Source organism: Methanomassiliicoccales archaeon (genome assembly GCA_026394375.1).
GTDB lineage: Archaea > Thermoplasmatota > Thermoplasmata > Methanomassiliicoccales > UBA472 > JAJRAL01.
Genome location: JAPKYJ010000021.1, coordinates 66,518 through 78,636, shown reverse-complemented (window position 1 = coordinate 78,636; position 12,119 = coordinate 66,518). Strand labels below are relative to the sequence as shown.

Below are 12,119 nucleotides of genomic sequence, written 5' to 3'. Positions count from 1 at the left end.
CCATGGTCGTACGCTTGCAGGATGAGGTCGCGAAGCTGATCGCCCTAGCCAAGGAGAATGGGGCTGAGGCCAGGCAGATCGATGCCGAGGAGGTCGTGGTCGCGGACTGGGTCGGGTTCAAGTGCGGCTGGGGCTGCAAGGGTTATGGGAAGCATCTCTCCTGTCCTCCCTACGCACCCTCACCAGAGGAGACGAGACGCATGCTGAAGGACTACCGCACCGCCCTGCTGCTTCGCTTCGAGGGCGTGCCGGACATGAGAAGCGTGGACCCAGAGCAGATACCTGAGGACTTCCACCCCCTGTATAAGAAACTCATTCTCTGGGTGCATGACACGCTGTACAAGCTGGAGAAGACGGCCTTCTACGACGGCTATTACAAGGCGTTCGGGTTCGGCGCCTACCCCTGCATCTACTGCGAGCACTGCGTGGCGGAGGAGAGCTCGGGCCCGGTGGATCGGAGCATGAAGAGGCTATGTAGGCACATGGACAAGGTGCGCCCGAGCATGGAGTCCGCGGGCATGGACGTCTTCGCGACGGCCAGGAAGGCTGGCTGGGACATCTCTACCATACCCTGCAAGGACATGGAGTATGGCAAGATCGTGCATGCCAACATCGTCTCCTTCGCTCTAGTGCTCATCGATTAGGCGCTTCCTCCGCGTAAAACCCTAGGATCGAGGAGCTGCGGGCGAGATACGGCCTGACCCAGGAGGATCTCGCCAAGATGGTGGGGGTGCGCAGGGAGACCGTCCTCTTCATCGAGAAGGGCGAGCACAAACCCCCCTTGAACCTAGCTTATGCCATAGCCAAAGCGCTCAAGACGTCCATCGACGAGCTCTTCCTTTTCGATGATCGACCGGGTAAGGGCGGGCACGCTCACTTTCGGGCATCTCTCCCGTTCAGCTCTTTATAACGTGCGCACCGAACCACTGCACGTGATGTAGAGATGGGCCGCACCGTTCCCACGTATCGCATGACCCTTGAGTCCATAATCCAGAGCTGGGCCGATTATCGCAGAGCGTTGCCAAAGGACGACCGCGAGGTGTTCGATGAGATGGTGAACCGAGCGAGGATGCACGCCTCCGCCTCCACCTACGCCGCCTTCTCCGATCCGGTGGAGGGGGCGTTGCTCTCCATCCTCCTGGAGCAGGAGAAAGAGCTTCGCAGGCTGAGGAAGAGCGAAGTCCGATGAAAGGCTGGATCATCGACTGCTACCCGGACTACGAGCACGGATGCATGGTCATCTGGCTCAAGACGGAGCAGGGCATCGAGCGCCTGGTGGACCGGCATTTCGTTCCTTCGTTCTACGTACGAGCTCCCACGGAAAAGCTGAGGGGGCTGGAGGAGCAGCTGCGCATGATCGACGTCTCCGACACCTCGCTGGAGATGCGCACCACGTTGATGGACGAGGTCCAGCGACCGTTCCTCAAGATCGCTCTGGACGATTACGGCTCCCTGTCGCAGGTGGCGAAGATGGTGGACGCCTGGGGCCACTATCGCGACTACGAGCTTTACAACGTCGACCTGCGCTTCAATCAGCGCTACTTCCTTGAGCGAATGGTGTTCCCGAACGGCCTGGTGCAGGTCGACACCAAGTTCCGCATGCTCGATGCGCAGGAGAGGATCGATTACCCGTTGCCGCCGCTGAGCGCCCTCAAGCTGGAGGTGCAGGTGGATGCCGCTCGAGGCATTCCCACGATGGACGATGCGATCCATCGGGTCAAAGTGGACGATATCGTCTTGGATGGAACAGAGGAGAACGTACTGCGCGACCTCCGGGCGCTTGTCGAAGAGAGGGACCCGGATATCATCTACACTGAGGGCGGGGATGAGTTCTACATGGAGTATCTGGGAAAGCGCGCCGAGCTCCATGGTATGACGTTCGACCTCGGTCGGGAGGCGGGCTTCCGCAAGGCCAAGGGCAAGAGCTACTTCACCTACGGCCGCATCGTGTACAAGCCGCCGGCGCATAAGTTGCGAGGGCGCATCCATATCGACGCCGCCGCCTCCTACACCTACGCGAAGAGCGGCATCTATGGCCTGGTCGATCTCTCCCGGCTGTGCCTCATTCCGGTGCAGGACCTATCTCGTCTCTCACCGGGCAGCGCCATCAGCGCCATGCAGGTCAACCAGGCCATACGCGATGGCCACCTGGTATTGTGGAAGAAGAACCTGCCCGAGGGGTTCAAGACCGCCGGGGAGCTGCTCGTCTCCGACCGGGGGGGATTCATCTACGAGCCGGTGGTCGGTATCCATGAAAGAGTGGCGGAGGTCGATTTCACCTCCCTCTACCCGAGCATAATGGTGCGGCACAACATCTCCCCGGAGACGGTGGACTGCCCCTGCTGCCCTGCCTCGGAGAAGCTCGTTCCCGAGCTAGGTTACCGCATCTGCCAGAGGCAGCTGGGATTGGTGCCCAGGGTCCTCCGTCCCATCATCCAAAGGAGGATGGAGTTCAAGCGTTTGGTCAAAGCGAACGCGCCGCACAGGGATGTGTTCGACCAGAGGCAGGCGCTGCTGAAGTGGGTGCTGGTGACCTGTTTCGGCTACACTGGCTACCGCAACGCCCGCTTCGGACGCATCGAGTGTCATGAGAGCATCAACGCCTACGGACGCAACATCTTGCTGCGAACCTCGGAGATGGCTGAGGAAAGGGGCTTCCACATCCTGCACGGGATCGTGGACTCGCTCTGGCTGCAGGGGGAAGGAGATCCGGTCGAGTTCTGCTCCTCGGTCAGCGAGGAGATCGGCATACCGCTGCAGCTGGAAGGCGTGTACAGATGGATCGTCTTCCTGCCGGCCAGCACCACGGGCGTCGGAGCCCTCAACCGCTACTACGGCCTCTTCGAGAACGGCGAGCTGAAGCTGCGCGGCATCGCTCTGCGCAAGAGCGACACCATAACGTTGGCAAGGGAGCTGCAGAACGATATGCTGGCGGTGCTCTCACGCGCTTCGGGCATAGAGGAGTTCCAAGGGCTGATATCGAACGCCCTGGAAGTGATGGATTCATATCTGGCGAAGCTACGCGAACGTGGCGTTCCGTTGGACAAGCTGGTGCTGCGCAAACGCGTTTCCAAGGCTTTCGAGGAGTACACCCAGTTCACGCATTCCTACGCCGCGCTCAAGCAGATGGAGGAGATGGGCTTTCCCGTGCCGCCGGGACGTTCGGTGGAGTACGTCATCTGCGATGGCGAGAGCCGCAACCCCTGGGAGCGGGTGAAGGCCGCCTCCTTCATCGATGGTGGCGAGGAGTACGATGTCCGCGAGTACGAAGACCTGCTGCTTCGCTCCGCCGCGGACCTCCTGGTCCCGTTCGGCTGGAGCTTCGAGGCGCTCAGAAGAAGGGCAGATGAGGAAGACCGCTGAGCAGGCCAGCCAAAGATTCGTCGAGACCGAAGAGCGCCAGAGTGATAGGCAGCAGCAGACAACCGGTAAGCTGCACCCGGCCTAGGCCGAGCTTGGGCGGCAGCAGGCCCAGAAGCGTCGCCGCTCCCAGGACCAGCAGACCCGGAACCCCGGTGAACGCCATCACCAGGATGACCAGAACGAAGAGCAGGAAGCGATTGAGCAGCCCGAGGCGCATCCCGCTCAGACGGGGAGCGAGCTTCGATGCCAGAAGAATGGTGAGGCGATAGCCGAGGGCAGAGGACACGAGAACGGAGAGGAGGAAGAGGGGCAGGAAGAGCGCCAGCAAGTCGGTGCCATTTCCGATCAGCTGTTGGACGGCTATCATGGCGCCGCTACGCACCTTGCCCAGGAGGGCGAAGGCCAGTATGCTGAAGACCGCCGAGGCCGTGCCTACCGCAGATACGCTCACGATGAAGCGCTTGGCGCTGGCTGCGGCATCCCTTCTTCCACCGGGGGCGAGCGGGGCGAAGACCACCGTGGCGGCCGTGGAGGTGATGCCTGGTAGCCAACCGGCCAAGAACCCGCCCAGAGTGCCCAGGACCGCCGGTCCCACGGGAACCGGTCCCTGCTCTCCATCGACCTGTTCGGGGATGGAGCCGGAGCGCGCGGAAAGGAGCAAGGTTGGGAAACCGAAGAGGCCGGTCAGGAGGGGCAGGAGCATGCTTTGTCCTAGGCCTGGAAAGATGTCGCCGCCGGGGACCCGGCCATTCATGACCGCGAAGCCCAGCGCCCCGGAAAGGAGGAAGAGCGTCCCAGCGATGGCGATGGTAGGTGCGTAGCGCTTGCGCACGAGCCATCTGCCTTCCAGCCTCACACGGCCTTCTGGCAAGGAGGCTCTGATCCGCAAAGGGAACTCGCCGTGAGCTGTGCGCAGGTATCGTTTGCCGATTGCGCCCCGACGAACGATCATCCCTACGAGGGCGACGTCTTCACCGTCGATGGGGACCGGGGCAACGATGGAGATGAGCCCTGGCACCGCTGTGCATCGCCCTTTCCGACTGTCCAAGCAAGCCACCGAACCCCCTCTTCCACCCTCCAAGAGCACCAATGCCACCGATACCGCCAGCAAGAGGAACGGCACTCCGGGTTTGATGAGCGAATCGACCTGGAATGGCGGCAGCATGAGCGTCTGCAACGGAAGCACCAGGATGACCGCTATCAGCGCCCCGACGAGACTGCCCGTCGCCGCGCAGCGGACCGCTTCCAGGCCCCTTCCCGCCAGCACGAGCCTATGCCCGGGGAGAATGGACAGGACCGTTCCTTCCTCCGGCACGCCCAGGAACACGGAGGGAACGAAATCGACGAAGGAATGCGTGACGGCGGCAGATACGATGAAGCAGGCGACCAAAAGCGGGGCGAGGACGGGATCGACCAAGCAGCTGGAGCACAGGCTAGCGACCGATGGCTCAAGCAACGGATAAGAAGAGACGAGGAGAAGCGAGAGGGTGTTCACGTGCAGTCCTGGCGTCATGCCGCTGCAGGCGCCGAGGACGCTGCCGCTGACCGAGAACGAGAGAGCGAGCACCATCAATCCGAGTTCCACGAATAACTTAGAAGGGCGATGGTCGAATTCGCCCACGTCTACTCTAAGCTTACCAGAAGAGGTTTATTACCGATGCTCGGTGTTCAGGGGCGAGATGAACGACGTCATCGTGGCCCAGAAGCTCACGAAGCGCTTCGAGGACCTGGTGGCCGTCAATGCCATCAGCTTCGCCATCAAGGAGGGCGAGTGCTTCGGCTTCCTCGGACCGAACGGGGCGGGCAAGACCACCGCCATCCGTATGATCCAGTGCGTGTCGCCATTGACGTCAGGCACCCTGCAAGTGCAAGGCATGGACGTGAGCAAGGAGCAACGCAGGATCAAGTCGCTGATCGGCGTCGCCCCGCAAGAGGATAACCTGGACCCGGACTTCTCGGTCCTCAAGAACCTCATCGTCTATGCGCGCTACTTCGGTATCGACAAGGACGTCGCCAAGAAGCGAGCTGATGAACTGCTGGCCTTCATGCAGCTGACTGAAAAAGAAGACACTCCGATCGACAAGATATCTGGCGGTATGAAGCGACGGCTGGTGATCGCCCGCGCCCTCATAAACGATCCCAAGATCCTCATCCTAGATGAGCCGACCACCGGACTGGACCCTCAAGCTAGGCATGTCATCTGGGATAAGTTGCGCGAACTGAAGAAACGCAACGTGACCGTGGTCGTTACCACGCACTACATGGAGGAAGCGCAGCAGCTCTGCGACCGCCTGGTGATCATGGAAAGGGGCAAGATCCTAGTAGAGGGCACGCCCAGGCAGCTCATCTTGGACAAGGTGGGAAACGGGGTGGTGGAGGTGCTGAATCCCGATCCACAGGTGGAGATCTTCGTCCGCTCCATCGGTTGGACGCAGGAGCGCGCCGGGGACCGCCTCTATATCTATACCAATGAGAACCAGGAAGCCCGTCGCCAGCTATTGGACCGGTTCCCGCAGGCCAACATCATTATCCGCGACGCCACCCTGGAGGATGTCTTCCTCAAGCTCACTGGCAGGGGGCTGAAGGAATGAGCCTGCTGGAGAACGTCAGCCTGCGCGCCTGGACCGTCTGGCAGCGCAACCGGGATGTCTTCTTCGTCACCTGGAAGACGAACTTCCTTCCCTCGTTCCTGGAACCGATCCTCTATCTCTTGGCCATGGGCTTCGGGTTCGGAATATTGGTGACGTTGCCTGATCCATACAAGAACGTCTCCTACGCTCAGTTCCTTGCCCCTGGCCTGGTGGCCATTTCCGCCATGTACGGGGCGTTCTTCGAATGCACCTACGGCTCGTTCGTGCGCATGCACTACCAGAAGACGTACGATGCGATGGTCGCCACCCCTCTGACCATCGAGGACGTGATCACGGGCGAGATACTCTGGGGCGCCACGAAAAGCTTCATCAACGGCACTATCGTCATGCTGGTCATCGCGATGTTCGGGCTGGCCAGCTTCCCTGGTCTCCTTCTCATACCTTTCATCGCTCTTCTGGCGGGCTTGGCGTTCGGCTCGATAGCCATGATCTTCACCGCCCTGGTGCCGAACATCGACTCGTTCAATTATCCGTTCTTCCTGTTCATCACCCCGATGTTCCTGTTCAGCGGGACGTTCTTCCCTCTGGATGTGCTGCCAGGATGGGTGCGGGACGTCGCTTTGGGATTCCCGCTGACGCACGTGGCCTCGATGATGCGCGATCTCAGCCTGGGAATGCTCAGTTGGTCGGCGCTGTACAGCCTGGTCTATCTGCTGGTCATCACTTTGGTGGCGTTCTACGGAGCGGTGTGGCTGATGAGGAGACGTCTGGTCAGCTAAGGACCACCAGACGTCCTTCGCGCACTTCCACCTTGACCAGGGTCTTGATCCTCAAGCCCAGCTCGCTCTCTAGCTTCGACTTGTTCCTGCCCTTCTCCACCACCACGATCACGTCAACCAGCTCCACGCCCATATTCTGAAGCGCTTGTACCACCGCTCGCAACGTGCCGCCGGTGCTCAGAACATCGTCCACCAGGACCACCCGGTCCCCCGCCTTGATCCCGTTGATGAAGAGCTCTTTCTCCGAATAGCCAGTGATCTGATGAACCTGCACTTCGCCGGGGAGCGAGTACCGACGCTTGCGGATAATGTTGTAGGGGATGCCAAGGCGCAAGGACAATGGCACAGCCAAAGGAATGCCCATGGCCTCTGGTGCGGTGATGAGATCACAGTTGAAGTCGCCTACCTCCACCAGGGCGTCCAATACCTCCTTTAGAAGCTCAGGCGGCATGCTGGGGATACCATCAGTGATGGGGTGCACAAAGTAATCGTAGCTCCCCAACCGCACGATGGGGGCCGCTTCCAGACTATTCTTGAGTAGGTCCAGCTTCATCGTTCCGCTGTTCCGTTTGCGAATAGGTTAGCTATCCACGATCAAGATCGTGGGCTTGTAACTATGCTCGGCCTTATCCAAGGTGTCACGGCACGCTACATTCGGTCGGCTGACTCCTGCTTGCAAAGCAGGGTGGCATCTGCCACGGCGGCCTACTCCATCGGGAGCGTTCAAATACCTTTCCCGCAGACCGTTGCCAGTCTCGTGCCCGATAGAGCGATGTGTTCGAAGTTTTAGCCCAGAGCTTCAGCGGTCTTACTCTCCCGGGCGGAGAGTGCCTTACCTCTTGCGAGGTGTCTGGAAACTTCTGTATGCACCAGGTATGTTTGTCTGATGTTTAAGATTGTCGCCATTCACCCCACGACTAAAGTCCGTGGGTTTTCTGGCGACCCATCTCATAAAGATTGCCGACGAACCTGGTTGGCGGTGTCACATCAACCCGCTCTCATCCATATCCTGCCGACACGACGCACTTTGCCCTCCCCTTCCAGATCCTTGAGGGTGGAGCGGACCAGGCCCTCATCAACATCAATCTGGAACTGCTCCTTGAAAGCTCTGGAGACATCTCCCTCGGTCTTGCCCTCGTCCAGCGTCTTCGGTAGCAGAGTCCGCAGGTCCTCGTGTAGGTTCCATGGGAACACGAACCAGGTCCACTCCTCCTCCGGGACCCGAACGGAGTAGAAGTCGGGCTCGAACTTGGAATGGGTGATGTGCAGTAATGTGACGGTGCGGATCGTCTTCGGATGCATCTCCTGCAGATGGGCGATGGCCAGCTTCAGGCTCTCCCCGGTGTCTGTGATATCGTCCACCACCAGCACGTCCTCGTTCTCTATGGGAGCGTTCAGCTCCTGGGTCAACAGCGCCTTTCCATCTTGGTTCGCCGTCACGCCCCAATGCTCGGTCTTGACCGCGTAGAGCTTCTTGACATGCAGATGATCGCACAGCAGTCTGGCCGGAACCCAACCCCCTCTGGTCAGGCCGATGATCACCGTCGGCTTGCAACGGCAATCCTGGATCTGCCGCGCCACGTCCAAAGTCCAACGCGAGATCTCGTCGTACGTGACCAACTTGCACTTGAAGCTCTCCACCTTAGCCATCGAATCGCCCCCTGAATCCTCGACCTCGACCGGCTTGGAGGGAAAAAGACTTTTCTGCCCCCGGAACAAAGTTCGGTCAGACTACCGCGTCCACGAACTGGAAGCGGACCGAATCGAACAGCCCTTTGTCGCTCAGTTTCAACTCTGGCTCCACCAACAGACTCTGGAAAGACAAGGTCATGAAGGGAGCCGGCAGCGTGCAACTGAGGGCGCGCACGAAGCTCATCATGCGCTCCTCGCCTGCCGCCACCGTAGCGCAAGGCTCGGAGCTCATCAACCCTGCCACTGTAAGAGGTAGAGCTACGCTTTCCTGCCCATCGGTGGCGAAGTATCCGCCGCTTTCGGCCACGCCCATCACCGCCAAGGCCAGACTCGCGACGTCGACGCCCACGGTGATGATGTTGTGAGAATCATGCGCCACCGTGGACGCGATAGCTCCCTTCTTCAGCCCGAGCCCCCGCGCGAACGCCAAAGCAGGGGGTGCGATGGCATAGCGATTGACGACGGCCATGAGCAGCACGTCTTGTCCGGGGTCGCTCTTGATCTGACCATCTACGATCGGCAGTACCGCCTCTTCCGCCTTGCTGATGTCCTGATCGCCCAGCATGCCGATGACCCTTACCTTTGCACGGCCAGTTTGATTCTGAGTGTGAATCACGAATGCCTCCGGCTCTTTGCCGGGGGGGCGGATGCCGGTGCGTAACACCTGGGGATGTGCTTGGAACTTGGGCAGACCGTCCTCCGCCACCAGATCGCCGCCGATGTACACTTGCAGCACCTGGAAGTCCTTCAGGTCCCGCAGCACCACTAGGTCCGCGACCTCCCCCTCTGAGAGATGCCCCCCGGGAAGGTGGTAATGGGCGGCAGGCCACATTGTCACAGCTCGAAGCGCGTGCACCGGTTCCATGCCCAGGGCCACCGCCTTGCGCAGGAGCAGGTCCAGGTGCCCCTTCTGCAGGTCCCTCGCCCGCAAGTCGTCGGAAACCAGGCAGCACGAATGTGCCTTGGCGAAGGGCATGAGCGCCGCCAGGTTCTTGGAGGACGAACCCTCCCGCACAAGTATGAGCATGCCCTTGCGGTGCTTCTCCTCCGCCTCTTTCGCGGAGATGCATTCGTGGTCCGTGCTAATGCCAGCGGATATGTAGCGGTCCAGTCTATCGCCGATCACCTCGGGGCAATGACCGTCCACCGGTTTGCCCATCTGCTGGGCGACCTCGATTTTGGCCATGACCTCTGGATCGTCCGCCAATACCCCGGGAACGTTCATGACCTCGCCTAGGGCCACGAACTCCTTCATCCTCAGCAGCTCTCGCACTTCCCTCCAGCCGAGCTTCGCTCCCGATGTCTCCCAGGATGTCGCTGGAACGCAGGAGGGGGCGGTGTAGCGGATGCGCAGGGGCACGCCCTCTGCATCTTTGACCATGTAGCGGACTCCCTCCGTACCTAGGACGTTGGCGATCTCGTGAGGGTCCGAGACCGTGGCAGTAGTCCCATGAGGCACCGCCGCCTCCGCGAATCTGGAAGGAGTGAGCAAGGAGGATTCGATATGGATGTGCGCATCGATGAAACCGGGTACTAGGTAGCGATCATAGCTGACGTTCGATCGTTCCACAGACCATATCTTGCCGTCGATCATGGTAACCTGGGCCGGGAAGACCATCCCTCCCACGACGTCCACCAGGTTCCCCTTGACGACAGTCTTCTTCATGACTATGACAGCCACGGAAGGCAAAAAGAATTTGTCGGTCGTAATGCGCTATGATGCCATATGACCTATCCGCGGGAGATCCTGAATCGACTGAAGTGGACGGAAGGAGAGGATCTGGCCGAAGCGATCATCATCTACCTCCACCGAGGCGCTCCCGGCGATGTCATGAACGTGCTGGGCAAGGACATAGTGGAGCTGGAGCGTTCCTTCTTCGTCACGAAGGAGGCGAAGATACCGTTTCACCGCATCAGGCGAATCGAGTATCGAGGGCGATCGCTCTTTCAGGTAGAGGAAGGGAAGGGGAGAAGGGAAGAATAGAAGGAAGGCGTTTCAGCGCGGTTCGTTGCAGTTCGGACAGGTGCGCATGAACGCCGGATACTGCACCCCGCACTTCTTGCACTTCACCATCTCAGCGTGCTTCTGCTGTGACGCTGGCTGCTGAGGTTGAGGTGGAGGTACCGGGGCTGGCTGCGGTGCTTGCGGTGCTGGTTGTGACGCAGGTTGCGGAGGCTGCGGTTGACCCTGGGGCGCTGCCTGGTATTGTCCCGCCGGGTAGGGTTGATAGTTCGGCTGGAAAACCTCGTTCATCTTGAGGTATGCCAGGAGAAGGAATATGCCCCCGAGCAATCCGAAGATGATGGTCAGTATGGCCCAGATGAGCATCTTGTCATTGGCCTCGCGGAACCTACCCTGATCGATGGCATCGAAGACGGTCTTCTTCAACATGAACACGGTCACGATGTTCACTGCGGCGCCAACGATGCCGTACCATCCAAGTCCAAGCCCGAACCTAGACCATAGAATCAAATCAATTATACCATAGACCAGCCAAATGATGCCGAAGAGAAGGCAGATCCATTGTGCCCAATAGGCGAGCTTTCTCGCTTCCGCGGCGCTCGCAGGCAACCATGGTGGGCCCGGCTCTTTGGCCATGAACGACAAACCGACAGAATCCAACTGTTCCATATCCCATCTTCCTATCTGCTAGTCAGCGGACCGAACCGCCAACGTGAATTGAACGCCCTTACCAGTATTTAACCATGTTGCAGACTTGGGCATCCTGGCCAAGCAATAAGGGGGAGCGAAAAGGGAATGAAGGTAAGAACGCGAAAAGGAGCGAGATCGAAGCATGACGGGAGGCGTTTCTGACATCGCTCCTCGGAGACTGGACCGATCACAAGTTGCGATAGGTTCAAATAACCCTCCAATTCTACGAAGCGCAGAAAGTGTAACGATGAAAGGTAACGATTTCAAACAGATTTACGATCGATTGCGAAACCCCTCGGACGTAAAGGCCCTGGCTCGCGAACTCAATCTGGACGAGGAATTATTGACGGTGATCTTCACCCAGAAGACGGTGAGAGAGACGACCAAGAAGTTCTACCGCGTGCAGAGGATAGCGCCCCATCTCCTCAAGGACTGGAGGGCGGGGAAGAGCATGCTTTGGCTCTCCAGCAAGCACGAGTTTCCGCCCATCCTCACCGGCATGATGATCTTCCAGGCCAACGGCTGCTCCAAGAAGGTCTTCTGGAAACATGTGCGAGAGCCGGAGAGCATCACCGACCCGCGCCTGAAGAAAGATATCTTGGAGATCACGAAAGAAGATTGCATCTACTCCCCTTGGGCTAATGAGGCGCAGTACAAGCGCGGGACGTGGGGCGAGGAGCAGCTGCAGGGATGGCTGAACTCCAAGAACTTGACCTATCGGACCGAGAAGGACCTGCGCGGCGAGTTCCCCAAGACCCCCGACTGCCTCCTGGACGAGCCGATACGCGTCAACGGTTGGGACATCAACTGGATCGAATCAAAGGCCTCGTTCGGGGACCGGGTGGAGATAAACAAGAACGTGAAGAAGCAGCTCGAGCCGTACACGGAGCTCTTCGGCGACGGACTGGTGGTCTACTGGTTCGGCTTCGTGGACGAGATCGAGAATCCGAGAGGCATCTTCATCACCGACATGTCGCTCCTGCATATGGACTGCAAGGTACTGAGCACGGAATGCAAAAAGCCGTTATTGTAGGACGCCAT

13 protein-coding genes are annotated in these 12,119 nt (G+C 59.5%); 8 read left to right on the top strand and 5 right to left on the bottom strand.

The window, feature by feature from the left end:
• Nucleotides 1–2: 2 nt before the first annotated feature.
• Genes NT137_05325 through NT137_05310 form a run of 4 tightly spaced genes read left to right on the top strand, consistent with a single transcriptional unit; the run spans nucleotide 3 to nucleotide 3,363 of the window.
• Nucleotides 3–644, top strand: a complete 642-nt coding sequence (locus NT137_05325) for a DUF2284 domain-containing protein (GenBank protein ID MCX6652757.1) — start codon at nucleotides 3–5, stop codon at nucleotides 642–644.
• A 35-nt stretch (nucleotides 645–679) separates the two neighbouring features.
• The gene (locus tag NT137_05320; GenBank protein ID MCX6652756.1) at nucleotides 680–910 is read left to right on the top strand and encodes a helix-turn-helix transcriptional regulator; all 231 of its coding nucleotides are present in this window, start codon (nucleotides 680–682) and stop codon (nucleotides 908–910) included.
• A 33-nt stretch (nucleotides 911–943) separates the two neighbouring features.
• On the top strand, nucleotides 944–1,189 hold the full coding sequence (locus NT137_05315; GenBank protein MCX6652755.1) for a hypothetical protein: 246 nt from the start codon (nucleotides 944–946) through the stop codon (nucleotides 1,187–1,189).
• Nucleotides 1,186–3,363 (top strand): hypothetical protein, encoded by a 2,178-nt coding sequence (locus NT137_05310; GenBank protein ID MCX6652754.1) that lies wholly within the window; start codon nucleotides 1,186–1,188, stop codon nucleotides 3,361–3,363. The genes NT137_05315 and NT137_05310 overlap by 4 nt, the downstream gene beginning before the upstream one ends.
• Here the strand turns inward: NT137_05310 and NT137_05305 are convergent.
• Nucleotides 3,332–4,948, bottom strand: a complete 1,617-nt coding sequence (locus tag NT137_05305; protein MCX6652753.1) for a tripartite tricarboxylate transporter permease — start codon at nucleotides 4,946–4,948, stop codon at nucleotides 3,332–3,334. The genes NT137_05310 and NT137_05305 overlap by 32 nt on opposite strands.
• A gap of 94 nt (nucleotides 4,949–5,042) precedes the next feature.
• Here NT137_05305 and NT137_05300 point away from each other — a divergent pair, with 94 nt between their 5' ends.
• Together NT137_05300 and NT137_05295 are read left to right on the top strand one after the other, a co-directional pair.
• Nucleotides 5,043–5,954 (top strand): ATP-binding cassette domain-containing protein, encoded by a 912-nt coding sequence (locus NT137_05300; protein ID MCX6652752.1) that lies wholly within the window; start codon nucleotides 5,043–5,045, stop codon nucleotides 5,952–5,954.
• Nucleotides 5,951–6,733, top strand: a complete 783-nt coding sequence (locus NT137_05295) for an ABC transporter permease (GenBank protein MCX6652751.1) — start codon at nucleotides 5,951–5,953, stop codon at nucleotides 6,731–6,733. Before NT137_05300 ends, NT137_05295 begins: the two co-directional genes overlap by 4 nt.
• Here NT137_05295 and hpt read toward each other — a convergent pair.
• From hpt to ade, 3 genes are all read right to left on the bottom strand, one after another.
• Complete coding sequence (gene hpt, locus NT137_05290; protein ID MCX6652750.1) at nucleotides 6,726–7,286, bottom strand: hypoxanthine/guanine phosphoribosyltransferase; 561 nt, start codon at nucleotides 7,284–7,286, stop codon at nucleotides 6,726–6,728. The two genes, NT137_05295 and hpt, sit on opposite strands and share 8 nt — an antisense overlap.
• A gap of 434 nt (nucleotides 7,287–7,720) precedes the next feature.
• Nucleotides 7,721–8,383 carry a phosphoribosyltransferase gene (locus NT137_05285; GenBank protein ID MCX6652749.1) on the bottom strand — a complete coding sequence of 221 codons (663 nt, stop codon included), beginning with the start codon at nucleotides 8,381–8,383 and terminating at the stop codon, nucleotides 7,721–7,723.
• Between the two features lie 76 nt (nucleotides 8,384–8,459).
• Nucleotides 8,460–10,091, bottom strand: a complete 1,632-nt coding sequence (ade, locus tag NT137_05280) for an adenine deaminase (GenBank protein MCX6652748.1) — start codon at nucleotides 10,089–10,091, stop codon at nucleotides 8,460–8,462.
• A 60-nt stretch (nucleotides 10,092–10,151) separates the two neighbouring features.
• On the opposite strand from ade, the gene NT137_05275 reads away from it, so the two are divergent.
• Nucleotides 10,152–10,409, top strand: a complete 258-nt coding sequence (locus NT137_05275; GenBank protein ID MCX6652747.1) for an RNA repair domain-containing protein — start codon at nucleotides 10,152–10,154, stop codon at nucleotides 10,407–10,409.
• Nucleotides 10,410–10,421: 12 nt separating this feature from the next.
• On the opposite strand, the gene NT137_05270 is transcribed toward NT137_05275, so the two are convergent.
• The gene (locus NT137_05270) at nucleotides 10,422–10,997 is read right to left on the bottom strand and encodes a hypothetical protein (GenBank protein MCX6652746.1); all 576 of its coding nucleotides are present in this window, start codon (nucleotides 10,995–10,997) and stop codon (nucleotides 10,422–10,424) included.
• Nucleotides 10,998–11,325: 328 nt separating this feature from the next.
• On the opposite strand from NT137_05270, the gene NT137_05265 reads away from it, so the two are divergent.
• Nucleotides 11,326–12,111, top strand: coding sequence for a C15orf41 family protein (locus NT137_05265; GenBank protein ID MCX6652745.1), 786 nt, complete (start codon nucleotides 11,326–11,328; stop codon nucleotides 12,109–12,111).
• Nucleotides 12,112–12,119: the final 8 nt, after the last annotated feature.